We start from the raw sequence: 23,153 nt of genomic DNA on the forward strand, positions 1-23,153 counted from the left end.
GTCACTGACGCGCGCACACCGGAGCGCCCGCGCCGCAAGCGCGGGCCGGGGCGCGGAGCGGGGGTTGGGGTGAGGGTACGGCCGCCCATGGAGCGCCCGGCAGCGGCCAACCTCGCTCGCCGCCTTGCGGGACCATGCTTCAGTGGCCCGCGTCGCGGCTGAAGCCGCTCCTACGACGGCGCGAGCAGGCAAGCCCGCACGCGCGACCAGCCACCAATCCCCAATCCCGACTCCCCAATCCCCAATCCCCGCGCCTACTGAATCCGCTGCAGGATTTGCTTGGCCAGGGTCGCGTAATCGCCCTGGAAGTGATGGTCGCCGGGCAGCTTGACCAGTTGCGCCCCGCCCTTGGGCAGGTCCGGGCACAGCGCGTCGTCGTCGTCCTCGCCGTAGATGCACAGCGTCTGCGCCGGCGGCATCTTCGCCACTTCCGGGGCGATCGGCAGGCCGTCGTCGCCGGAGCTGATCCAGTTGGACACGTGGAACTCGTAGTCCGCGGTCTTGCCCACCGACAGCAGGGCGGTCATCTGCACCTGATCGCGCATCGCTTCCGGCAACTGGTTGTAGGCCGCCGGCAACACGTCGGCGCCCTGCGAGAAGCCGATCAGCACTACCCGCCCGCGCTGCCACAGGTGGCTGTAGTGCCGGTAGATGCGGTCCAGGTCGGTGGCGAAGCCCTGCGGCGTGCGCTCGCTCCAGAAGTAGCGCAGCGAATCCACGCCCACCACCGGGATGCCGGCCTTGGCCAGGGCGCCGGCGACCTGCTGGTCGAGCCCGGCCCAGCCGCCGTCGCCGGAGACGAAGATCGCGAACACGTTGCCGTTGTCGGCATCGCCCGCACCCGCGGCTGCCGGCACGTCGACCACCGGCAGCCCGGCCAGGTCGGCCGGGGTCGGCGGCAGACTGACCCCGGGACGGTCGCCCAGCGAACGCACCGCCGCGCGCAGGCCCGGCAGCGCATCGCCGCTGGCGCTGCGGCGGAACTGCCGCGCCTGCGCCACCTTCTGCACGAACGCATCGCTCTGCTGGGTGCAGCGGTCGCGTCGGCTCTTGGCGTCGAGCGCCGCCAGCCACGGCACCGGCAGTGCCGTCGGCTGCAGCGCGCGCGCCGGCGCGGTGATGCCGGCGCCGCAGATCTGGTCGTCGAGCACCTGCACAGGGCAGAAATCCTCGGTCAGCAGGCCCGCCAGCAGATGCTTAGGCGCCTGCGCGGCGACCGCATAGGCCAGCGCGGCGCCGTCGCCGTCGCCGACCAGCAACGGCAGGTGGTAGGTCGGCACGTGGAAATAGGCCTGCACGTAACGCGAGAAGTTCTCCACGTCGCCGGCCGAGAAGCCGCAGGTGCCGTCGATCTTGGCCAGCACCGCCTGCAGATGCGCGCTGTCGATCACCGCGACCATCGCGCCGTCGTCGCGCAGCGCCTCGATCTGGCGCATGCGCGCGGCGTCGGCGTGCTTGCCGCCGGCGAACCACAGCACCACGCGCTGCGCGTTGCCCTTGGGCAACAGCACCGGCACCTGCTCGAAGCGGCCATGGCTGAGCTTTTCCGGCGAGGCTGCCGGCGCACCCGCGCTTGGCGCGGCGGCGGCCGCAGCGCCCGGCGCCGCACCGGCGATGCCGGCCACCAGCAGTCCACCCAGTGCACATCCCCACACCCAACCGCCACGCTTCTGCATCATCCAGCCATCCTGAAAAGGCGCGTTAAAGATAATCCCGAACGGCGGCGGCGCGAAGCGCGGCGCGCGCCGCGGTTCATGCCGGGTACGCCGGAGAGGGCCATCACCGGCGCGGCCGGGGCCGTCAGCCGTCCGCGTCGGCGCCGGGATGGCGCAGCCGCCACGCCGCCAGCGCCTGCCGGTAGCGCTCCAGTTCCTCGTGGTAGAGGTCGTAGACGCACAGCGGGCAGCCGCTGTCGCAGCAGTCGCTGGGGGCCGGCGGCTGCGGCGCCTGCGGGCGGGGATCGGCGTTGGCGGCAGGGTCGGACATGGGGCTCCGTGGCGGCGGCCGGAACAGACCGGCGCGGCAGTGTAGAAGAAGGCGGCGCCGGCCGCGGTCGCCGCCCTGTCAGCCGATCGCCTGGCGCAGGTTGGCGCGGGCGGCCGCGTCGTAGCGCGCATGGAAGCGCTCGCTGAGGAAGATGCGCGGCTGCGCCAGCACGGTACGCAGGAAGGCGCGGCGCTTGCGTCGGTACAGCCAGCCCGGCACCACCCCGCGGTACTCCTCGGCGATGGCACGGTCGTAGTCGGCGAAGGCCTCAGGCGCGGCGCCGAGGATCGCCATGTCGCAATCCAGGAACAACGCCGCATCCGCATCCACCGCGTCGACGGTCAGTTGCCCGTGGCGCGCGGTGAGCGCGATCAACTCGGCCACCCGCGCCGCCTCCACGCCGGCGCCCGGCAGCCACTGCGCGATCGCCGCCTCGGCCAGGCGCGCCGACTGCGCCTCGTTGTCGCTGCGGCCGGCGCGGTAGACCGCATCGTGGTAGAGCACGGCCAAATACACCTCGCGCGGCTGCCGCCAACCGGTGTCGGCGGCGACCTCGGCATAGTGCGCCAGCACCGCCTCGACGTGGCCGAAATGGTGATAGGCGCGCGGCGGCTCGGCATAGGCGGCGCGCAGCTGCGCCCACTGCGCCTCGGGCAGGGTCAGCGGCGCCGCGCTCATGCGCCGCTCCGCGCTGGATCGGCGCGCAACGGCCAGCTCGCTTCGTGCAGGTAACGGCCCTGGCCCTGCACGCTGCGGATCAGGCTCAGCGACGCCGCCTGCCAGGGCAGCGCCGGTACGCGCTGCGGCGCCAGCGCCTGATCGACGTACGCCAGGGTCATGTGCGGCACATAATGGCCGTCGGCGCGTGCGGCCACGCCGTGCCGGGCCAATTGCTGCTGCAGCGCCTGGCGCAACGCCAGCAACGGCGCGGGTTCGGCATCGCCGCGCAGGACCAGCGGGCGACTGCGCGCGCGGCTGTCGAAGGTCACCACCTGGTCGAATGCCAGCGCGAACGGCGCAGCAGCAAGCGCCTGCCCTGCGGCGCACGCCTGTTGCAGCAGGCGCGGCGGGATCCCGGCGTACTCGCCGAGATACTGCAAGGTCACATGCAGCCGCTCCGGCGGCAGCGCGCGTCCGTGCAGTCCACGGTCGTGGCACATCTGCTGACCGAGGCGATGGACCGCCTGCGCAGTCCGCGGATCGGGCAAGAGGGCGAAGAACAGGCTCTCGCGCGCGGCGGGCGCGTCGAAGCCGAACGAGAACTGGGCGCCGTCAGGCGCGGCATCGGGAGGCATGGGCAGCAGCGGCAGGCGCCGCAATCAGGTCGGGCAGCGGTCGAGGCCGCATGGTAGCAAGCACGCCCCGCCGCTGCCGACTCCGCGACGCCGACCCGGCAAGCACCGCGATGGCGGCGTGCCGGGTCGGCGACGAACGCCTTACGCCGCGTTCTTCATCGCGTGCTTGCGGGTGCGCATCACGTCGTGGCAGGCGCGCACTTCCGGCAGCAGCCGGGTGGCGGCATCGCGCGCGGCAACCGGGGTGTCGGCATCGGCGATGGTCTCGTTGAAGGCCTTCAGCAGGCGGTCCTCGGACTCTTCCAGTTCTGCCACATAGCCGTACTTGGTGTCGCCCAGCGCCGCACGGACCTTGCCGTACATCTGCTGCATGCTGCCGACCATCGTGCCGTGTTCTTCCGGCTTGCCGCCGATCGACTGCACCACCGCGCTCAGGCTGCTGACGATGTCCGACTTGACGCCGGCGATGCGCAGGAACAGTGCCGACAGTTCGGCATCGCCCACCTTCTTGGCGGCTTCTTCGTAGAAGTCCTTGCCGTCGCGGGAAATGGCGATGAGGTCGTTGAGGCTGTGCGTGGTCTTGCTCTGGATGCTCATGGGAACTCCTGTGGCGAAGCCGGCGATATCGCGCAACGGGCACGCGGGGGTGGACCTTGGATATCGCGCGGCGCGGTCGAAAGAATTGCCGCGTTGCGTGGTGGTGGCGATGCTGGGCAGATCGGCATAAAGCGCACGTGAGCCGTTCGCCGTTGTTCGTCACGCCGCATTGCCGGTGGTGAACATGCGTTCATTGGGGTTTGCACGCAGTCAGGCATGTGGCGAAGTTTTCACCATCCTGTCTGCGCGTGTTGCGGCGCTTGGCCGGAAGCGACTTATCCACACCGTTGCCCCATGGTCGTCCACAGCGGCTGTGGATGACGCCCGCCGCGAGTCGCGCCGCCGGACACCGTTCGTCGGCGCCGCCGCAGCGGCCTCCCCGCACCGCCGGCAAGCCCCTATAGTGGAGGCGAGCCCTGGCCCTGCAGGGCACCGCGAGGGGTGCGTCATGTTCGCCTGGACCGCGTTCGCCCTGCTCGCCGCTGCCGCGGCCGCCCCGTCGCCGCCGACCCCGCCGATGCCGCCACCGCACTTGGCAGCGGCAGTACAGAACGAGGCGACACCGCCAGCTCCTGCAACGCGCGTCGCGGGGACCGCCGCGCCGACGCCGACGCCGACGCCGACGCCGACGCCGGAGCAGATCATGCAGCTGCCGCCGGCATTGCACGCGCTGCTGCAGCAGCGCATCGACCGCAGCGCCGACGCCGAGCACCGCCTGCAGCAACTGGTGGCGCTGGCCTTCGACGCCAACGGCCTGAACCTGCAGTACGACGCCAACGCCACCCACAGCGTTGCCGAGAGCTACACCACGCGCCAGGTCAACTGCCTGTCCTTCACCCTGCTGTTCGTGGCGATGGCGCGCGACGTCGGGTTGCAGGCGCAGGTCCAGGAAGTGCGCCGGGTGCTGAGCTGGTACGAGGACGGCAATGCGCTGTACAACGTCGGCCACGTCAACGCCGGCGTGCGCGTGGACAGCGGCCGCGGCAGCATCGACCTGGACCGCAGTGTGCTGATGGACCGGCGTGGGCCGCAGCCCATCTCCGACCGCCGCGCCCTCGCCCACTACTACAACAACCGCGGCGCCGAACTGATGGTCGACGGCGACCTGGACGGCGCCCGCGCGCATCTGGCGATGGCCTTGCAGATGGATCCGCGCTTCGCCGGCGCATGGAACAACCAGGGCGTGCTGGCGATGCGCGATGGCGACAGCGCCGCCGCGGCACGCGACTACGCCAAGGCGCTGGAGATCGATCCGGAGCACCTGCCGGCGCTGTCCAATGCCGTCGGCCTGGCCCGGCGCCTGGGCGACGGCGCGCGCGAGGCCGCCCTGCAGCGGCAGATGGAACACGTGCGCCAGCGCGATCCGTTCCAGCAATACCTGCTCGGCACCGAGGCCGAGCAGCGCCAGGACTACGCCGCAGCCATCGCCTACTACCGACGCGCGCTGCACCTGTACGACGGTGCCCATCTGCTGTACTTCGCCCTGGCGCGCGCCTACCTGCACAGCGGCGACACCGGCCGCGCATCCGTGGCGCTGCGCGCGGCCATGGCACACGCAGATCCGGCCACCCAACCGCGCTACCAGGGCAAGCTGGAGGCGTTGCGGCGGCTGTCCTCGACCGCGCGGCCGCCGCGCTAGGGCCGCCCAGGGCGTGTCCTAGCCGGCCGCCGGTGCGCAGGCCGTACGCCGCGCCGCTTGGCGCGCCCACAGGTAGATCAGCAGCCCGCCCAGCGCCATCGCCGCGCCGACATAGCCGGTGGAGGTCCAGCCCAGGCCGGCGCCGATCGCGATCCCGCCCAGCCACGGTCCCAGCGCGTTGGCCAGGTTGAACGCGGCATGGTTGGACGCCGCGGCCAGCGTCTGCGCGTCGCTGGCCACGTCCATCAGGCGGGTCTGCAGTACCGGCGCCAGCGCGCCCATGCTGCCGACCGCCACCACCGCCGGCAGCACCGCCCACGACGAAGTCGCCGCCAGCGGGAACGCCAGCAACACCACCAGCGACCACAGCAGCACCAGCGGCACCGCGCGGAACTGCATGCGGTCGAACAGCCAGCCGCCGGCCAGATTGCCGAGCAATCCGCCCAGCCCGAACGCGCCCATCGCCACCGGGATCCAGTGCTCGGACACGCCGGTGACCTCCATCAGGGTCGGCGCCAGATAGCTGAAGACGCAGAACATGCCGGCGAAGCCGATCGCGCCGATGCCCAGCGCCAGCCACACCTGCATCCGGTTGAAGGCGCGCAGTTCGCGCAACGGCGAGGGCCGCGCCTCCTGCGGATCGGCCGGCAGCAGACGCCACACCAGCACCACCGTCAGCACCGCGATCACCGCCACCAGCGCGTAGGCATAGCGCCATTGCGCCACCTGGCCGAGCCAGGTCGCCAGCGGGTTGCCGACCAGCACCGCCAGGTTCAGGCCCAGCAGCACCCGGCTGACCGCCGCGCCACGCTGGTCGGGCGGACCGATCGAGGCGGCCACCAGCGTCGCCACGCCGAAGTAGGCGCCATGCGGCAGGCCGGCGACGAACCGCGCCAGCAGCATGCTGTGATAGTCCGGCGCCAGCGCGCTGGCGAGATTGCCGAACGCATAGAAGCCCATCAGCGCCAGCAGCAGATGCCGGCGTGGCCAGCGCGCGCCGAGGATCGCCAGCAGTGGCGCACCGACCACCACGCCCAGCGCATAGGCGCTGATCAGATGCCCGACCTGCGGCGCATCGATGTCCAGGCCATGGCCGATGTACGGCATCAGGCCCATGGTGGAGAACTCGCTGGTACCGATCGCGAAACCGCCCATCGCCAGCGCGAACAGGATCAACACGTGGCCGCGCCGCGACAGCGGCGCCGTGGCGGATGAGGTCATGCGCACGTCCAGAAAGGAGGGCTGCCCATTATTGTGCATCGCAGCAAGCCTTGCAGCCCCAGGGCTGCAACGCCGCGTTGCGGCGTGCCGCTGGCGATACCTCACGCGGCGATGGCTCGCGAAGATGCCGCGGCAGCAACGCACTGTCCCATCGCGCCGCGGCGAAACCCTCGCCATCTGTCCCCATGTCCTGCACGCACGCCGCCTTGCAGCACTCCGCCGTAAGGTCGCCCGTCCCACCCCCACCACCGAGAGACGCACCGATGACCGATACCGCTTCCCCGCTGTTCACGCCGCTGCGCCTGGGCGCGATCGCACTGGCCAACCGCATCGTGATGGCGCCGCTGACCCGCAACCGCGCCGAGGGCGAAGGCCGCATCCCCTCGCCGCTGGCCGCCGAGTATTACGGCCAGCGCGCCAGCGCCGGCCTGATCGTTGCCGAGGCGACCCAGATCAGCCCGATGGGCCAGGGCTACAAGGACACCCCGGGGATCTACAGCGACGCCCAGGTCGCAGCCTGGAAGACGGTCACCGACGAGGTACATCGCCGCGGCGGCAAGATCGTGCTGCAGCTGTGGCACGTCGGCCGCATCTCCCACGTCAGCCTGCTGCCGGACGGCGCCGCACCGGTGGCGCCCAGCGCGCTGCGCGCCAACGCCAAGACCTTCACCGCCGAGGGCTTCACCGATGTCTCCGCACCGCGTGCGCTGCGCCTGGACGAAATCCCCGGGCTGATCGAGGACTTCCGCCGCGCCGCCCGCAACGCCATCGCCGCCGGCTTCGACGGCGTGGAAGTGCATGCCGCCAACGGCTACCTGATCGACCAGTTCCTGCGCGACGGCAGCAACCACCGCGACGACGCCTACGGCGGCAGCATCGAGAACCGCACCCGCCTGCTGTTCGAAGTGGTGCAGGCGGTGGCGCAGGAGATCGGCGCCGACCGCACCGGCGTGCGCCTGTCGCCGGTGACCCCGGCCAACGATGCGCACGACAGCGACCCGCAGCCGCTGTTCGAGCGCGCGGTGGAACGCCTGGATCCGCTGGGCCTGGCCTTCGTGCACGTGATCGAAGGCGCCACCGGCGGCCCGCGCGACAACATCGCCTTCGACTATGCCGCGCTGCGCGCCAAGTTCCATGGCCCGTGGCTGGTCAACAACGGCTACGACAAGGCGCTGGCCGAAGCGACCGTGGCCTCCGGCCGCGCCGATGCGGTGGCGTTCGGCCGCCCGTTCATCGCCAACCCGGACCTGGTGGAACGGTTGCGCCGCGATGCGCCCTTGAACCAGGTGGACGCCGACACGCTGTACGGCGGCGGCGCCAAGGGCTACACCGACTACCCGACGCTGGATTGAACCCCACTGCGTGGCGGCGGCACGCGCGTGCCGCCGCCCGCATCAGCGGAGGCGATGACCTCCGATCAGCGTGCAGCATTGGCCACGCCGCTGCACGAGGCCCTTGTTGGGTTCCAGCGCGCCTAGAACACCAACCGCTCGCCGAGGAAGAGCGAGGAAGTGGACGTGCGTCCACGCCTGAGCGATGACGCGGCCACGGGCGCGCGCAATCGCGATCCTTCGGGTTGGGCCTGGCAGGCGCGGCATCCTCGGGAATTGGTGACACGCCCTAGGATGCGACGGCCACGCCGCGCAGCATCAGGCCTTGCGCAGGAAGCAGGTCTTCAGCACCAGGCCCTTGATCTTGTCCGAGTTGCCTTCGATGTGTTCGGCATCGTCCTCGACCAGGCGGATGCCGCGGATCACCGTACCCTGCTTGAGCGGGATCGACAATCCCTTGACCTTCAGGTCCTTGATCACCACCACCGTATCGCCGGCCTGCAGCACGTTGCCGTTGCTGTCGCGCACCACCGTCGCCGCGTCGTTGGCGGCCTCGGCCGCGACCGGCCACTCGTGGCCGCAGTCCGCGCACACCCAGTTGGCGCCGTCGACATAGGTGTTTTCCAGGGTGCATTGCGGGCAAGCGGGTGCGGCGGGCATGGGAATCCTTGATACGGCGACGACGGCGAGCCGCCTATTGTAGCCGCCCGCCCCGTGCCGCCGTGCGGCCGCAGGAATGCCATGTCCGCTTCGTCCGGGTCCCGTCTCGCGATCTATGCTGCGCTCGCCGGCAATCTGGCCATCGCCATCGCCAAGTTCGTCGCCGCGGCGATCTCCGGCAGTTCGGCGATGCTCAGCGAAGGCGTGCATTCGCTGGTGGACACGGTCAACGAGCTGTTGCTGTTGTACGGCCTGCGCCGCGCCTCGCGCCCGGCCGATGCCTCCCATCCGTTCGGCCATGGGCGCGAACTGTACTTCTGGAGCTTCATCGTCGCCCTGCTGGTGTTCGCGCTCGGCGCCGGGGTGTCGCTGTACGAGGGCATCGCCCACATCCGCCATCCGCAGCCGGCCAGCGACCACACCCTCAACTACATCGTGCTGGGGCTGTCGCTGCTGTTCGAGGGCGGCTCGTGGTGGATCTCGCTGCGCGAGTTCCGCGCACGCAAGGGCCGCCTGAGCTATGTGCAGGCGTTCCGCGAGAGCAAGGATCCGAGCCTGTTCACCGTGCTGGTGGAGGACAGCGCGGCGCTGGTCGGCCTGCTGATCGCGCTGGCCGGGCTGCTCGCCGCGCAGTGGCTGGACATGCCGGAGCTGGATGGGGTCGCGTCCATCGGCATCGCCGCGGTGCTGGCCTGCTCGGCGTTCGTGCTGGCGCGCGAGACCAAGGGCTTGCTGATCGGCGAGCCGGCGGCGCGCCCGCTTGGCGACGCACTGCGGCGCATCGCCGCCGCCGATCCGGACGTGCGCGCGGTCAACGGCGTGCTCAGCGTGCAGATGGGACCGGACCAGGTGGTGGCCGCCCTCAGCGCCGAGTTCGAGGACCAGCGCAGCACCGCGCAGATCGAAGCCTGCATCGAGCGCATCGAGGCGGCCGCGCGCGCCGAGCACCCGGAACTGCAGGCGCTGTTCGTCAAGCCGCAGACCCCGGAGACCTGGCTGGCCCGGCGCACCGCGCTGCGGCGCCCGCCGCCGGCCTGAATGCGCAGCGCGCGCCGCGGCGACTTGCGGCCATGCGCGGCTTTTCGTTAGGGTAGCCGGGTAGCACCCCTCTCATCGCGCTGTGACTGTGCCGGCGTATCCCCCCTTACTCACTGAACGAGGTTTCCCATGGAGATCGCCAACGGGCTTGTCGCCACCATCCACTACACCCTCACCGACGATGCCGGTGAAGTGATCGACCAATCCTCGCCGGACAATCCGCTGAGCTACCTGCACGGCGCCGGCAACATCGTGCCTGGCCTGGAAAAAGCCCTGACCGGCAAGCGCACCGGCGAATCGGTCAAGGCCGACGTGATCCCGGCCGAAGGCTACGGCCCGCGCCACGACCAACTGGTGCAGCAGGTGCCGCGCCGCTCGTTCCCGGATGCCGAATCGCTGGCGCCGGGCATGCAGTTCCAGGCGCAGACCGACCAGGGCCCGCTGCTGGTCACGGTCACCGAAGCCGGCGAAGAGCTGGTGACCATCGACGGCAACCACCCGCTGGCCGGGCAGGTGCTGCATTTCGCGGTGGAAGTGGCCGGTGTGCGCGAGGCCACCGAGCAGGAAAAGAACCAGGGCCACGCCGGCGCCGCGCTGTAAGCGACCCGGTTTCGGGTTTTCAACGAGGCCCGCCGATGCGGGCCTCGTGCGTTCCGGGCCGTGCTTGCGTCGCGCCACGGCTTGCCCCACAGTGCGCCGCCCTCCCGCCCCCGGCACCGTCATGCGCCTCGGTATCGACTTCGGCACCAGCAATTCCGCCGCCGCCGCGGCGATCGACGGCCGCGTGGTGCCGATCGATTTCGGCACGCAGCAGCAGTTTCGCACCACGGTGTACTTCCCCGAGGTGATGCGCGACCCGGCCGAATTCGACCTGACCCCGGCGCTGGAACGGCAGGTGGACGAGTTGATCGAGTCCGGCCGCCGCGATGCGCTCGCCGCCGGGCGCGAACGCAACCCCGAGGCGCTGCGCCGCGACGCGATCCGGGTGGTGCGCCGGCAGTGGATGGAAACGCAGATGCGCGAGCCGCGCAGTTCCGCGGCGCTGCTGCAGAACGCGGTGTACGGCGACGACGCACTGGACGCGTATTTCGTCGAGGGCGAAGGCAGCCTGGTGCAGAGCCCCAAGTCGATGCTGGGCTACAACCTGCATCCGCGCGCGCGCCAGACCATCACCGGCATCGCCGCGCACATCCTCGAACACATCCGCCTGACCGCCTCGCAGCAGCTGGACGTGCAGGTGCGCCGCGCCCTGCTCGGCCGCCCGGTGCAGTTCCGCAGCTCGATCGGCGAGGCCGGCAACGCGCAGGCGCTGGAGATCCTGCACAGCGCGGCGATCACCGCCGGCTTCGACGACGTCGCTTTCCTGGAGGAACCGGCCGCCGCGGCGATGCATTACCACGCGGTCAGCCGCGAGCGCCACGCCGCGGTGGTGGTGGACATCGGCGGCGGCACCACCGACATCGCCTACGCCAGCGTCGGCGGCGACGCCGCGCCGCAGGTGCACCGCGCCTGGGGCATCCCGCGCGGCGGCACCGATATCGACCTGGCGCTGAGCCTGGCTGGGTTCATGCCGCAGTTCGGTCGCGGCCTCACCCGCGTGCCCTCGCACCACTACGTGGAAGCGGCGATGGTGCAGGACACCACCCGCCAGCGCGACTTCCGCCAGCACCGCTACGATGCCGTGCCGGCCCCCTACGACACGCGCCTGCAGGCCTTGCAGGAACCCGGCAACACCGCGCGCCTGTACCGCGCGGTGGAGCGCAGCAAGATCCGCCTCAGCGACGCCGAGCGGCACCAGGAAACGCTGGACTACATCGAAGCCGGGCTGCAGGTGCAGGTGCAGGCCGAGGAACTGGTGCAGGCCGCGCGCAGCTACCTGGAGGCGCTGCAGGAGCTGCTGGCGCAGGTGCGCCAGGACATCGGCGGCGATCCGGCCGCGGTGTTCCTGACCGGCGGCATGTCGCGCGCCGGCTACCTGCAGCGCCTGGTCGCCGCGGCGTTCCCGCAGGCGCGCCTGGTCCACGGCGATCCCTCGTTCGGCGTGGTGCAGGGCCTGGCGCTGGCCGCCGCGCAGGACTAACGCCGCGCGGGCGAGCCGTCCGCGCGGCGTCCGATCTCACTCGCGTCCTACGCATCCCCGCGGCCGACACCGTTCACACTGCGCCGCAACAACTGGCGTAGCATGGCGGCACGCCCAAGTCTCACGCCGCTACGCGCGTCTCGTCCGGCCGTTTCTGTCGCCCGACTCGCCTCCTTCTCGCGCCAATCTCCGTCCCGCTGTGGGCCGGACCCATCGGAAGCGCCATGTCCCCCGCCCTTGCCACGCGCCAGACCGAGCGCCTGGCCTCGCCGCTCCAGCCTCCGTGCCGACCGAAAGGTCCGGCGCACGGCGGCCACGCATGAGCGAAACCGCGCTGGACGCGACCGACGCCGACATTGCCTGCGACCGCTGCGACGCGATCTGCTGCCGCCTGACCGTGCTGGTGATGCCGGACGACCAGGTCCCCGAGCATCTCACCGAATACACCCGCGAGGGCCTGCACGTGATGGCGCGCGACGAGGACGGCTGGTGCGTGGCGGTGGACGGCGCGCGCATGTGCTGCTCGATCTATGCGCAGCGCCCGGGGATCTGCCGCAAGTTCGCGATGGCCGGCCCGTACTGCCGCGAGATCCGCCGCACCCACCACGAGCAACTGACCCGTGGCATTCCCCTGACGATGTACTGACTGCAGGAGTTCCAGCATGGCACGACCCACCGGCAACACCGCTTCGCCCAGCGCCAGGAACGCGCGTGGCGCCAGCGCCGGCGACAAGGCGCAAAAGGGCCTCAGCCGCGAGCGCATCGAGGCCGACCTGGCCGCATTCCATCAGGCCGGTGGCCGCGTCGAGGTGCTCGGCACTACCCGCGTGCTGAAGAAGGTCGACGTCGCCGACGCGGGCTGACGCTAGCCGCGCATTCCGCGCGACCATCGCGCGTGCGCAATCCGCGAGGACGTGGACGCCCATCCATGCCCGAGCCATGCCACGGCACCGTGTACGCGACGACGACGACGCTCAGGCTGAGGTCGGCCGTCGTGCCAGCCGTGCCCGATACGGCGTTTCCGGAAAGCTGGCGGCAGCCCGAAGGCACGGCGCCGCCTTCACGCCCAAGGCGCATACTGCGATCTCGTCCACGGTCCCGCTTCGGCATGCTCCTGCGCTCCCTGTCCGCCGAATTTGGCCAGCCCGCCTGCGGCAACTGTCGCGATGGCGAGCCGCTGGATTTCGCCGTGCGCATGGCGTTCCAGCCGATCGTCGATGCCGCTACCCGCTCGATTTACGCCTACGAGGCGCTGGTGCGCGGCGAGGACGGCAGCAGTGCGGCGGCGGTATTGGCGCGGGTGCGCCCCGAGCAGATGTACCGCTTCGACCAGACTTGCCGGGTGCAGGCCATCGCCACCGCCGCGCAGTTGGGCCTGCGCACGCGCCTGTCGATCAACTTCATCCCCAATGCGGTGTACGAGCCGGCGACCTGCATCCGCCTGACCCTGAAGGCGGCCGAGCACTTCGGCGTGCCCACCGGCGACCTGATCTTCGAGCTGAGCGAGTCCGAACGCATCGCCGACCTGCCCAAGGTCGTGCGCATCCTGCGCGACTATGCGCAGCGCGGCTTCCTCACCGCGATCGACGACTTCGGCGCCGGCCACTCCGGCCTGAACCTGCTCGCCGATTTCCAGCCGCACCTGATCAAGCTGGACATGGCGCTGATCCGCGGCATCGACGGCAGCGCCGCACGCCGTCACATCGTCGGCGGCATCGTCGCGATGGCCTCGCAATTGGGCTGCCGCATCCTCGCCGAGGGCGTGGAAACGCCCGAGGAATACCGCGCACTGCGTGCGCTGGGCATCGACCTCTACCAGGGCTACCTGTTCGCCAGGCCGGCGCTGGAGGCGCTGCCCGAGGTCACCGAGGCGCAGTGGGGCGCGCTGGAGCGCGCCGACTAAACGGGCCGCCGCAAGCGCACGCAGCACGACTTGCCCGCAACGGCCTCGCTTGCGACCATCGCAGTCCCCCTGCGTTGTCCGATGTGCGATGCCCCCGCTCCATACCCTGTTGCCGCCATGGACGCACCGCTGGCTCGATGTGATCGTGCCCGGCGCGCAGATCGTGCTGATCGTGCTTGCGGCGTGGTTGCTGCGCACCCTGCTGCGGCGGCTGATCCGGCGCCTGGGCGAGCATCACGCGCTGCCGCCGGAACTGGTGCTGATGGCGCGTCGCGGCAGCGGCTTCGTGATCTACGCCGCGGCGCTGCTGCTGATCCTGGACCGCTTCGGCGTCTCCGGCACCGTGCTGTGGACCGCCTTCACCGGGTTCGCCGCGGTCGCGGCGGTGGCGTTCTTCGCCGCCTGGAGCGTGCTGTCCAACATCTTCTGCACGCTGCTGATCTTCACCACGCGCCCGTTCCGCCTGCACGACCACATCGAACTGCTGGAGAACGGCGAGAAGCCTGGCCTGAAGGGCCAGGTGATCGACATCAACCTGATCTACACCACGCTGCGCGAGGAACGCGACGGCGACGGCGAGAGCGTGCTGCAGATCCCCAACAGCCTGTTCTTCCAGCGCAGCACGCGCCGCTGGCGCGACCACCCGGTTCCGCCCGGACTCGGCTGAAAACGCCCCCGACACCAGCAATGCTGACGCCATCCACATGGCGCAGCCGGTATGGTCGCTGCCAGCCGCCTTGCGCGGCGATCTCCCCTTCCCGACCAGGTACAGCATGGAACCCGTCATTCCCCCGTTCGCCGACCTTTTCGCCCAACTTGGCCTGCCCAACAGCGAAGGCGAGATTCGCCAGTTCATCGCCCAGCACGCGCCACTGCCCGATGACATGCGCCTGGAAGAAGCACCGTTCTGGACCCCGGCGCAGGCGCAGCTGTTGCGCGAGGAACGCCTGGAAGACGCCGACTGGGCGGTCGTGGTCGATCAGTTCAACATCGCCCTGCACGCACGGCCCGAGCCAGGCGCCGACCACGCCGGCTAAGCGTCAACGCAGCTGGCTGTCCTTGCTGCCGCGGCGGTTGTAGCCGCTGTGCTCGTGCTGCGCGCGGTCCTGCGCGTCCTGGCAGGCCACGCACAGGCGCACGCCCGGCACGGCCTTGCGCCGCGCCTCGGGAATCGGCGCGTCGCAGTCTTCGCAGCGGCTCAGTCCCGGGCCCTGCGGCAGTTGGCTGCGCGCCCGCTTGATCGCATCCTCGACGGTCGCATCGATCTGGTCCTGCACCGCGCCGTCGCCTGCCCACCCAGTGGCCATGGTCGTCTCCGCACACTGTTGCCCTGTCTGGATGATGCGGCCGCCCCCGGCGAATGCAATGCACGTCGGCTTCACTTTCCCGGGACATTCATGCGGCGCCGATGTGGACGGCGGGCGTCACCAGATCAGATCGTCCGGCACCTGGAACTGGCTGTAGTAGGGATCGTCCTCGCCGCTGGCCGGCGTTGCCGCCAGCGCATCGAACACGATGGTCGCCGGATCGCGGGCGACGATCCTGTCCACCACCGCACGCGGGATCGGCACGTAGCCGGCCTCCAGCCGCGCGATCACCACGCTGCCGGCGATCAGTTGCGTGCGCAGCGCCGCATCCACGCGCAGCCGCTGGATCTTGCCGGCATCGGTGAAGTGGTAGTCGATCTCGCCGTCGGCCTTGAGCTTGTGGCTTTCGACCAGTTGCCGCGCCTGCGCACGCTGCTCCTGCGCACGCGCCTGCGCGTTGCGTTCGGCGGACAGCGCGCGGTCGCGCTCCACCCGCTCCTGCCGCAACCGCTCGCTCTCGCGCTGCTCGGCGCTGGGCGGCGGCGGGGTCTTGCCCTGGCGCGCCTTGGCCTGCTCGCGCGCGACCTGAGCCACCTGGCTCTTCTTCACCAGGCCGGCCTTGAGCAGTTGCTCCTGCAGGGGATTGCGCATCGGAAGCGTCCACGGACTCGGATTCGGGAGCCGCATGATACCCGCAGCGCCGACAGCCGCCCGCGAAGGCCAGGCCTAGGCCTGCGACGGGTGCGCGTGCAGCGCACGGCACGCTAAGGTGGCGGCATGGACACCCTGCGCTATCTCGTCGGCTACCCGCCCCAGGTCCTGGACCAGGTGCGCGAGCTGATCGCGCGCCAGCGCCTGGGCGACTGGCTGCGCAGCCGCTACCCCGAGGCCAATGCGGTGCGCACCGATCGCCAGTTGTACGACTACACCCAGGCACTGAAGGACCGCTGCATGCGCAGCGCCGAGCCGCTGCACAAGGTGATCTACGACAACCGCCTGCAGGCGGTGAAGCACGCGTTGGGCACCCACACCACGGTGTCGCGGATACAGGGCGGCAAGCTCAAGGCCAGCCGCGAGATCCGCATCGCCGGCGTGTTCCGCGATGCCCCGGCGGCGTTCCTGCCGATGATCGTCGCCCACGAACTGGCGCATCTGAAGGAGAGCGCGCACAACAAGGCCTTCTACCAGCTGTGCGCGCACATGGTGCCGGACTACCACCGGCTGGAGTTCGACCTGCGCCTGTACCTGACCCAGCTGGAACTGGGCGAGCGCTGACACCGCTGCGTGGCAGCGCCCCCGCGACGCCCGTACACTGCGCCCCCGACCGATCGCCGCACCGCCGATGTCCAGCCCCGTCCGTCTCGACAAGCATCTCGCCGCCCTGCTGCCGTGTTCGCGCGGCGAAGCGCAGCAGTACATCGAAGGCGGCTGGGTCAGCGTGGACGGCGTGGTGGTCGAGGAACCGCAGACGCCGATCACCACCCAGCAGGTGACGCTGGCGCCTGACGCGCAACTCGGCCCGGCACAGGCGGTGACCCTGCTGCTGCACAAGCCGGCCGGCATGCGCGCCGAAGAGGCGCTCGCGCTGGCGACGCCCGCCCACCGCAGCGCACTGGATACCAGCGACGTGCGTGTGCTCAAGCGCCATTTCCTGCGCCTGAGCATGCCGCTGCCACTGGAAACCGAAGCCAGCGGACTGCTGGTGCTGAGCCAGGACCGCCGCGTGCTGCGGCGGCTGAGCGAGGACGCGGCCACGCTGGAGCAGGAGTTCGTGGTGGAGGTCGACGGCACGTTGCAGCCCTACGGCCTGCACCGACTCGCGCATGGCCTGCGCCATGGACAGCGCACGCTGCCGCCGTGCAAGGTCAGCTGGCAGAGCGAACAGCGCCTGCGCTTTGCGATCAAGCACGTGCACCCGGGCCAGTTGCGCGACATGTGCGCGCAGGTCGGGCTGGAGGTGAGCGGGCTGCGCCGCCTGCGCATCGGCCGCATCCCGCTGGGCAAGCTGGCGCCAGGCGAATGGCGTTATCTGCCGGACGGCGAGCGGTTCTGAGCGGTTGCGGGTGCTGCGGCGACGATCATTGTTGCCAGCACGCCCTACCCTCACCCCCACCCCTCTCCCGGGGGAGGGGGGCTAGAGCGCGCGCGGTGGATCAGGGCTGCGCGAGCGCGCGCTGGATCGCCTGCTCGGCCAGCGGCGCCATCACCGCATAGCCGGCGTTGTTGGGGTGCACGCCATCGATGGCCACGGTCTTGTCCATGCCGCCGTCACGGTTGCTCAGCTTGCTGTAGTAATCCAGGTACACCGCGCCCTGCTGCTGCTGCGCGTACTGCTGCATCCAGGCATTGAGCGCACGCACCTTCTGCGCCGGCTGCAGGCCCGGCCGCCACGGATAGTCGGTGACCGGCAGCACCGAGGCCAGCACCACCTTGATGTGGTGGGCCTGGGCCAGTTCGGTCATCGAGCGCAGGTTGTCCTCGATCATCTCCAGCGTGGACAGCCCGGTGTTGCCGGCCAGATCGTTGGTGCCGGCCAGGATCACCACCACCGCCGGCTTCAGGTCGATCACGTCCTGGCGGAAGCGCACCAGCATCTGCGCGGTGGTCTGCCCGGAAATGCCGCGGTTGACGTAGGCGGACTTGCCGGGGAAGAACGTGGTGCCTTCGCGGCGGCCCCACGCGTCGGTGATGGAATCGCCATAGAAGACCACGCGCGGCGCGTCCGCTGCCGGCGCCGGCAGCGCGGCATTGTCGGCGCGATAGCGCTGCAATTGCGCCCAGTCCAGCAGGCGCTGCTGCATCGCCTTCACTTCGTCGGGCTTGAGCGTGTCCGGCGCACGCGTGTACAGCGCATCGACCTTGCCCTCCAGCGCGGCGGTGGACGCCGGCGTTGCCGCCTGCACGGCACCGGCGGCAGTGGCGCACAGCGCGATGGCGAGGGACAACAGCGAGGGGCATTTCATCGAGGCATTCCTTGTGCGGACAACGGTGATCGCACAGTGTAACCAAGCGCGCGCATCGGCCATGCCGCATCGCCGCAGCGGCAGCGCCAGACGCCTCGCGCTGCACCGCGATTCAGTCCGCGCTCACGCGTCGAATCCTGTGCTCAGCATCGACAGCACATATCGCCACGCGCTACGTCGGCACGTCGCGCGGCGCCCCGTCGATGCAATGCAACGCACGGCCGCGACCGCTCTCGCACCATGGCCCGACCTGCGTCACGTGGATGCCGACACGATGACAGGGCGATGCTGTCGCCATTGTTTTTCGCTATCGCCGCAACCTTTTGCGAGCGCCCTAACTTTTTCGTAAGTACATGACACGCAAGGATTTCCGCTTCTAGGATGGCCGCGGACGTGACGGGGGGATCCTCACTCCCAGGCCCGAAGGACATCCATGAAAACGCGTGATGCACACCAGAACCACTCCCGCCTGCGGCTGGCGTTGATTCCCGGCTTGATGTTCAGCGCAATGGCGATGGCGCAGTCCGCAGGCACCGCAGCGGCGACGACCGACGCCACCGCCGCCAGCGCACAATGGCGCAGCACCTTCTCCGGCGGCACGCCGTTCGCCACGCACAACCTCTGGGACAGCGCCGGCGGCGGCTTCCTCAACACCCGCTTCGCGCCCGGCGAATGGCAGATCACCCCGTTCAACGCGGCGCGCCTGAAGACCGCGTGGACCTTCACCACGCAAGGCGACGTGTCGGCCACGCCGACCGTGCAGGGCACGGCGCTGTACGTGCCCGACTGGGGCGGCCAGCTGTATCGCATCGACACCGACCTCGGCAAGGCGGTGTGGCAGGTGAAGCTGTCCGACTACACCGGCATCGCCGGTTCGTTGTCGCGCAACAGCCCGGCGATCGCGCGCGACAGCGTCCTGGTCGGCGACCAGGCCAGCGGCACCGTGCTGGCGATCGACAAGACCACCGGCAAGCTTCTGTGGAAGACCCTGGTTGAATCCAACCCGCAGGCGCGCATCACCGCCTCGCCGGTGATCTACGGCGACCGCGTGTACGTCGGCGTCTCCTCGGGCGACTGGGGCGGGCTGAGCGCCGGCTACAAGTACACCTTCCGCGGCAGCGTCGCCGCACTGGACCTGAAGACCGGCAAGCTGCTGTGGAGCTTCCGCACCGCGCCGGAGGGCTACACCGGTGCGTCGGTGTGGGGCACGCTGGCGATCGATCCGCTGCGCCAGCGCGTCTACGCCACCACCGGCAACAACTACTCGGTGCCGACCGACGTGGCCAGTTGCGTCAAGAACGCCAACGGCGACAAGACCGCGCAACTGGCGTGCATGGCGCAGGACAACTACGTCGACTCGGTGCTGGCGCTGGACATGCGCAGCGGCAAGCCGGTGTGGACGCGCCGCCTGCAGGGCGCCGACGCCTGGTCGCTGTCGTGCCTGGTGGCGCCGAACAACGGCCTGTGCCAGGACCCGCAGGGACCGGACTACGACTTCAGCGGCGGCGGCGCCAACCTGTTCACGGTGATCCGCAACGGCAAGCCGCAGGCGCTGGTCGGTGCCGGCCAGAAGAGCGGCGTCTACTGGGCGTTCGACGCAGACAGCGGGCAGACCGTGTGGTCGACCCAGGTGGGCCCGGGCGGCACCGCCGGCGGCATCGAATGGGGCTCGTCGGTGGATCCGTTCGCCGCGCGCGTGTACGTGGCCATCAACAACAACGAGCACACGCCCTACACCCTGGCGCCGGGCAACACCGAGACCTGGAATGCCGGCTCCTGGGCCGCGCTGGATGCGGCCAGCGGCAAGATCCTCTGGCAGGTCAAGGTGCCGGGCACCGACCCGGTGCAGACCGCGTTCGGCGCGGGCGGCCGCGGCCCGCTGGCCGCGTCGCCGGGCTTGGTCTATGCCGGTTCGATGTCCGGCGCGATGACCGTGCTCGACGCCAAGACCGGCGCCACCCTGTGGAGCTTCGATGCCGGCGGTTCGGTGTCCAGCGCGCCGGCGATCGTCGATGGCGCGGTGTACTGGGGCGCCGGCTACAGTCGCTTCAACTTCGGCACCGGCGTCAACAAGCTGTACAAGTTCGTGCCGTCGAACCGGCGCCGCTGAGCGCCCACTGCGTCGCATCACGCGGATCGCATCGCCTCTCCTGCGCAATCAGGGGAGGCTTTTTTATGCGTCGCGCATAACCCGCCATCACACGCAATGTGAGCAGCTGTCTACGAAACCGGCCTCCCGAGCGTGACGCCTGGCACGCAATCATCGTGGCGTCGTCCGTAGCCTCGGCAGGCACCCTGAACTCGGGTGCAACGGCATCCGGTCCCCTGCCGGATGGTCTCGTCCCTCTTCGCAGAAGGAAGATCGATGAATCGCAAGCATGCGTTGTATCTGGCGTTGCTGGCCGGCCTTGCCGGCATGTCCCCCGTCGCCATGGCTGCCACTCCCCCAGCAGCCGAGATGGACTCCGCCCCGGTCGAAGCGCGCCCGGATGCCGCCGCACTCGGTGGCGCGGAACTGCGCAGCCTCACCCCGGGCAGCGCGCACGCACCGCGCCTGATCGACCTGGCCGCCCCCGACAGCAGCAAGGCCGCGGCGATGAAGCAGGCGCGCGGGCAACAGGTCAAGAACGGCCAGCCGCTGCAGATCGGCTTCTCCCGCGACGTCGCCAAGCCCGAGATCAACCTGCGCCGCCTGCGTTGGCAGACCCTGCCCAACGGCGCCCAGGTGACCAGTTTCGAAATCGTCTCGACCAACGCGCAGGCGCTGCGCGCGGCGCTGCAGCTCAGCGGCAGCGGCGCCCAGCCCGGCGATCCGGGCAAGGCGACGCTGCGCTTCGCCGGCGAGGATGGCCGTGTGTTCCAGCAGAGCGGCGCCGATTTCGCCGGCAGCCAGCCCGGCTGGTCGGCGGTGATCGCAGGCGCGCGCATGGTGGTGGAGATCGAACTACCGGCGGGCCAGTATCCGCAGGGCTTCGCACTGAAGATCCCGCAGCTGTCGCACCTGGACATCAGCCCGGTCGCCAGCGACACGATGATGCGGCCGATGATCGGCGAGAGCGATTCGTGCGAGCGCGACATCGTCTGCCGCGCCAGTCCGACCTCCGGCTTCACCTCGGCAGCCAAGTCGGTGGCGCGCATGACCTTCACCAGCGGCGGCAGCACCTACCTGTGCACCGGCACCCTGCTCAACAACAGCAACTCGCCGAAGAAGCCGCTGTTCTGGACGGCGGCGCACTGCATCAGCACCCAGACCGTGGCCAACACGCTGCAGACCTACTGGTTCTACGACGCCACCACCTGCGGCGGCTCCACGGTCAATTCCAACTACACCACGCTCGGTGGCGGCGCCTACCTGCGTCATGCCAACACCACCCGCGACACCTCGCTGCTGGAGCTGAAGAGCGCTCCGCCCAGCGGCGCGTTCTATGCGGGCTGGAGCAGTTCGGCGATCGGCTCGACCGGCACCGCGATCGAAGGCATCCACCACCCCGCTGGCGACGTCAAGAAGTACTCGCTGGGCAAGGTCACCGCGCTGTCCAGCTCCATCGACGGCAAGTCGCCGCTGTACCGCGTGCAGTGGAGCACCGGCGTCACCGAGGGCGGCTCGTCCGGCTCCGGCCTGTTCACCGTCAACAGCAGCGGCGCCTACCAATTGCGCGGCGGCCTGTATGGCGGCACCTCGTACTGCAGCGCACCGAGCGATCCCGATTACTACTCGCGCTTCGCCGACGTGTATTCGTCGATCCAGCAGTATCTGAGCCCGTAAGCCAAGGTCCGGGAGGGCCGTACTCCCGCACCTGCGCCTAGGACAGGCCGTCTCACACGGGCGGCCTGTCCGTTTCGTACGCCGATGGCGCACACCGGCTACACTCGGCGCACTCCCCTCACCGGCAGATGCGCATTGGCCAAGCCCAACTACTCCTTCGAGAAACGTCAGCGCGAGCTGGCCAAGAAGAAACAGCAGGAAGAAAAAGAAGCGCGCAAGCGCGAAGCGCGCGCCGCAGCGGCCAAACCGGCATCCGACGATGCCGCCGCGCAGAACGACCCCGATACCGCCAGCGACGCTTAGGGCGGCGGCGACGCAGCAGGCGGCTGCTGACCACCGCGGCGCCTGCGTCTACCCGTCTGCCGGCCGCGTCTGCTCAACGCGACCTGCCCGGTCTTGGGCTCAACTGACCTTCTTGGCCAGCATCGTGCCCAGCACGAACAGCACCAGGGCAATGGCGATGCCTGCCCAGAACAGGAACTTAGCGACGCCCATCGCTGCGCCCGCCACGCCGCTGAAGCCGAGCGCGCCGGCGATGAGTCCGATGATGGCGATGATGATGGCCCACTTGATCATGATGCGGTCTTCCCGAAACGAGGACAGGCGCACGCCATAACGGCGTGCGGTGGCATCGGCAACGGCCGACACTTGTCCGGGAGACTAGCCAGCGCGGCATGCGCAGGCGGTGAAACGCAGATGCACGCGCCGTACACGCGTGGCGCGGCGCGCGACCGCTCAGGCGGTGCCGTGCTGCGCGGTCTGCGGCGGTGACGACGCATCCGCCGGCAGGCTCGGCGGAAACCATTCCGCGCGGCGCAGCCAGCCGGCCAGGAACTTGGCGTCGGCCGGTCGCTCCGCCACCAGGCGCTGGTAGTAGGCGATCCGTTGCTGCCGGTACTGCGCATACACCTGCGCCGGGTCGGCCGTGGCCAGGGCGGCCAATGTGGTCGGCCCCATCTCGCCATCGATCACCAGTCGCGTGGCGCCCAGTTGCTGCAGGATGCGCTGCAACAGCTCGATCGCCACATCGCCAGCGTCGACGTAGAAATCGAACACGAGTTCGGCCAGCGTCTGCGAGGCGATCTGGTCGGCGCCGATCCTGTCCCAGTACGCCCGCTTGTAGATCGCCGCGGCCTGCTGCACGGTCAGCGCGCGCAAGGCCTGCAGGGTCGGCGCCTCGCCCAGCAGCGCCTGCGCATCACGCTGGAAGGTGGCCAGGCTGATGCCGTAGTTGGTGGCGCCGCCCGGATTGTCCGGATCGTCGACGAAGCCGCCTTCGAAGCGCAGCAACTGCGGGAGATACAGGTCGAACGACGCCATGGCGAACTCCTCGCGGACGATGCAGGTTGCCAACAGCGTGGCGCCCT

At 70.1% G+C, this 23,153-nt stretch carries 26 protein-coding genes and 1 pseudogene; 15 read left to right on the top strand and 12 right to left on the bottom strand.

Annotated elements, in window-relative coordinates; genetic code table 11:
* Nucleotides 1-254: 254 nt before the first annotated feature.
* The 5 genes from NUG21_RS14195 to NUG21_RS14215 all read right to left on the bottom strand — a co-directional run bounded on the left by NUG21_RS14195 (nt 255) and on the right by NUG21_RS14215 (nt 3,878).
* Nucleotides 255-1,679: a virulence factor family protein gene (locus NUG21_RS14195; RefSeq protein WP_263391204.1), complete on the bottom strand. Its 1,425-nt coding sequence runs from the start codon at nt 1,677-1,679 to the stop codon at nt 255-257.
* Between the two features lie 121 nt (nt 1,680-1,800).
* Nucleotides 1,801-1,986 (bottom strand): oxidoreductase-like domain-containing protein, encoded by a 186-nt coding sequence (locus NUG21_RS14200; RefSeq protein ID WP_160948016.1) that lies wholly within the window; start codon nt 1,984-1,986, stop codon nt 1,801-1,803.
* A gap of 78 nt (nt 1,987-2,064) precedes the next feature.
* Nucleotides 2,065-2,664, bottom strand: coding sequence for an HD domain-containing protein (locus NUG21_RS14205; RefSeq protein ID WP_263391205.1), 600 nt, complete (start codon nt 2,662-2,664; stop codon nt 2,065-2,067).
* Nucleotides 2,661-3,281, bottom strand: coding sequence for an RNA 2',3'-cyclic phosphodiesterase (thpR, locus tag NUG21_RS14210; RefSeq protein ID WP_263391206.1), 621 nt, complete (start codon nt 3,279-3,281; stop codon nt 2,661-2,663). The genes NUG21_RS14205 and thpR overlap by 4 nt, the downstream gene beginning before the upstream one ends.
* Nucleotides 3,282-3,422: 141 nt before the next feature.
* Complete coding sequence (locus NUG21_RS14215) at nt 3,423-3,878, bottom strand: PA2169 family four-helix-bundle protein (protein WP_160948019.1); 456 nt, start codon at nt 3,876-3,878, stop codon at nt 3,423-3,425.
* 448 nt (nt 3,879-4,326) lie between these two features.
* Between NUG21_RS14215 and NUG21_RS14220 the strand changes: the two genes are divergently transcribed.
* Entirely contained in the window at nt 4,327-5,517 is a 1,191-nt protein-coding gene (locus tag NUG21_RS14220; protein ID WP_263391207.1) for a tetratricopeptide repeat protein, read from the top strand.
* Between the two features lie 18 nt (nt 5,518-5,535).
* On the opposite strand, the gene NUG21_RS14225 is transcribed toward NUG21_RS14220, so the two are convergent.
* Nucleotides 5,536-6,738: an MFS transporter gene (locus tag NUG21_RS14225; RefSeq protein ID WP_263391208.1), complete on the bottom strand. Its 1,203-nt coding sequence runs from the start codon at nt 6,736-6,738 to the stop codon at nt 5,536-5,538.
* 263 nt (nt 6,739-7,001) lie between these two features.
* Between NUG21_RS14225 and NUG21_RS14230 the strand changes: the two genes are divergently transcribed.
* Nucleotides 7,002-8,090 (top strand): alkene reductase, encoded by a 1,089-nt coding sequence (locus NUG21_RS14230; protein WP_242082129.1) that lies wholly within the window; start codon nt 7,002-7,004, stop codon nt 8,088-8,090.
* Nucleotides 8,091-8,387: 297 nt separating this feature from the next.
* On the opposite strand, the gene NUG21_RS14235 is transcribed toward NUG21_RS14230, so the two are convergent.
* Nucleotides 8,388-8,729 (bottom strand): zinc ribbon domain-containing protein YjdM, encoded by a 342-nt coding sequence (locus tag NUG21_RS14235; protein ID WP_263391209.1) that lies wholly within the window; start codon nt 8,727-8,729, stop codon nt 8,388-8,390.
* Between the two features lie 96 nt (nt 8,730-8,825).
* On the opposite strand from NUG21_RS14235, the pseudogene NUG21_RS14240 reads away from it, so the two are divergent.
* From NUG21_RS14240 to NUG21_RS14275, 8 genes and pseudogenes are all read left to right on the top strand, one after another.
* Nucleotides 8,826-9,767, top strand: a pseudogene (locus tag NUG21_RS14240) (cation diffusion facilitator family transporter); the annotation flags it as partial.
* A 129-nt stretch (nt 9,768-9,896) separates the two neighbouring features.
* Nucleotides 9,897-10,367 carry an FKBP-type peptidyl-prolyl cis-trans isomerase gene (locus NUG21_RS14245; RefSeq protein WP_263391211.1) on the top strand — a complete coding sequence of 157 codons (471 nt, stop codon included), beginning with the start codon at nt 9,897-9,899 and terminating at the stop codon, nt 10,365-10,367.
* Nucleotides 10,368-10,488: 121 nt separating this feature from the next.
* Complete coding sequence (locus NUG21_RS14250; protein WP_263391212.1) at nt 10,489-11,847, top strand: Hsp70 family protein; 1,359 nt, start codon at nt 10,489-10,491, stop codon at nt 11,845-11,847.
* Between the two features lie 319 nt (nt 11,848-12,166).
* Nucleotides 12,167-12,493 carry a YkgJ family cysteine cluster protein gene (locus NUG21_RS14255; RefSeq protein WP_019797699.1) on the top strand — a complete coding sequence of 109 codons (327 nt, stop codon included), beginning with the start codon at nt 12,167-12,169 and terminating at the stop codon, nt 12,491-12,493.
* 16 nt (nt 12,494-12,509) lie between these two features.
* On the top strand, nt 12,510-12,710 hold the full coding sequence (locus NUG21_RS14260; protein ID WP_019797700.1) for a hypothetical protein: 201 nt from the start codon (nt 12,510-12,512) through the stop codon (nt 12,708-12,710).
* Between the two features lie 245 nt (nt 12,711-12,955).
* Nucleotides 12,956-13,750, top strand: a complete 795-nt coding sequence (locus tag NUG21_RS14265) for an EAL domain-containing protein (RefSeq protein WP_263391213.1) — start codon at nt 12,956-12,958, stop codon at nt 13,748-13,750.
* A gap of 88 nt (nt 13,751-13,838) precedes the next feature.
* Nucleotides 13,839-14,417, top strand: coding sequence for a mechanosensitive ion channel domain-containing protein (locus tag NUG21_RS14270; RefSeq protein WP_263391214.1), 579 nt, complete (start codon nt 13,839-13,841; stop codon nt 14,415-14,417).
* A gap of 106 nt (nt 14,418-14,523) precedes the next feature.
* The gene (locus NUG21_RS14275; protein ID WP_263391215.1) at nt 14,524-14,787 is read left to right on the top strand and encodes a DUF2789 domain-containing protein; all 264 of its coding nucleotides are present in this window, start codon (nt 14,524-14,526) and stop codon (nt 14,785-14,787) included.
* Nucleotides 14,788-14,790: 3 nt separating this feature from the next.
* On the opposite strand, the gene NUG21_RS14280 is transcribed toward NUG21_RS14275, so the two are convergent.
* Both NUG21_RS14280 and NUG21_RS14285 read right to left on the bottom strand, forming a co-directional pair.
* Nucleotides 14,791-15,057, bottom strand: a complete 267-nt coding sequence (locus NUG21_RS14280; protein WP_019798271.1) for a DksA/TraR family C4-type zinc finger protein — start codon at nt 15,055-15,057, stop codon at nt 14,791-14,793.
* A 117-nt stretch (nt 15,058-15,174) separates the two neighbouring features.
* Entirely contained in the window at nt 15,175-15,708 is a 534-nt protein-coding gene (locus NUG21_RS14285; RefSeq protein WP_242156593.1) for a DUF2058 domain-containing protein, read from the bottom strand.
* A 126-nt stretch (nt 15,709-15,834) separates the two neighbouring features.
* Here NUG21_RS14285 and NUG21_RS14290 point away from each other — a divergent pair, with 126 nt between their 5' ends.
* Together NUG21_RS14290 and NUG21_RS14295 are read left to right on the top strand one after the other, a co-directional pair.
* Complete coding sequence (locus NUG21_RS14290; protein ID WP_019796477.1) at nt 15,835-16,332, top strand: YgjP-like metallopeptidase domain-containing protein; 498 nt, start codon at nt 15,835-15,837, stop codon at nt 16,330-16,332.
* Nucleotides 16,333-16,399: 67 nt separating this feature from the next.
* The gene (locus NUG21_RS14295; protein WP_263391216.1) at nt 16,400-17,110 is read left to right on the top strand and encodes an rRNA pseudouridine synthase; all 711 of its coding nucleotides are present in this window, start codon (nt 16,400-16,402) and stop codon (nt 17,108-17,110) included.
* A gap of 100 nt (nt 17,111-17,210) precedes the next feature.
* Here NUG21_RS14295 and NUG21_RS14300 read toward each other — a convergent pair whose 3' ends face one another.
* Nucleotides 17,211-18,020 (bottom strand): SGNH/GDSL hydrolase family protein, encoded by an 810-nt coding sequence (locus NUG21_RS14300; RefSeq protein WP_263391217.1) that lies wholly within the window; start codon nt 18,018-18,020, stop codon nt 17,211-17,213.
* Between the two features lie 508 nt (nt 18,021-18,528).
* Here NUG21_RS14300 and NUG21_RS14305 point away from each other — a divergent pair.
* The 3 genes from NUG21_RS14305 (at nt 18,529) to NUG21_RS14315 (ending at nt 22,089) form a co-directional block, all read left to right on the top strand.
* Nucleotides 18,529-20,130 (top strand): BamB-related PQQ repeat family beta-propellar protein, encoded by a 1,602-nt coding sequence (locus tag NUG21_RS14305; RefSeq protein ID WP_263393092.1) that lies wholly within the window; start codon nt 18,529-18,531, stop codon nt 20,128-20,130.
* A 255-nt stretch (nt 20,131-20,385) separates the two neighbouring features.
* Nucleotides 20,386-21,786: a trypsin-like serine peptidase gene (locus NUG21_RS14310; RefSeq protein WP_263391218.1), complete on the top strand. Its 1,401-nt coding sequence runs from the start codon at nt 20,386-20,388 to the stop codon at nt 21,784-21,786.
* Between the two features lie 135 nt (nt 21,787-21,921).
* Complete coding sequence (locus NUG21_RS14315; protein ID WP_019796935.1) at nt 21,922-22,089, top strand: hypothetical protein; 168 nt, start codon at nt 21,922-21,924, stop codon at nt 22,087-22,089.
* A 99-nt stretch (nt 22,090-22,188) separates the two neighbouring features.
* Here NUG21_RS14315 and NUG21_RS14320 read toward each other — a convergent pair whose 3' ends face one another.
* Nucleotides 22,189-22,362 carry a DUF1328 family protein gene (locus NUG21_RS14320; RefSeq protein WP_160948036.1) on the bottom strand — a complete coding sequence of 58 codons (174 nt, stop codon included), beginning with the start codon at nt 22,360-22,362 and terminating at the stop codon, nt 22,189-22,191.
* A 159-nt stretch (nt 22,363-22,521) separates the two neighbouring features.
* Nucleotides 22,522-23,106 (bottom strand): glycoside hydrolase family 108 protein, encoded by a 585-nt coding sequence (locus NUG21_RS14325; protein ID WP_019796936.1) that lies wholly within the window; start codon nt 23,104-23,106, stop codon nt 22,522-22,524.
* Between the last annotated feature and the right edge of the window lie 47 nt (nt 23,107-23,153).

The organism is Xanthomonas sp. CFBP 8445, from assembly GCF_025666235.1.
GTDB lineage: Bacteria > Pseudomonadota > Gammaproteobacteria > Xanthomonadales > Xanthomonadaceae > Xanthomonas_A > Xanthomonas_A indica.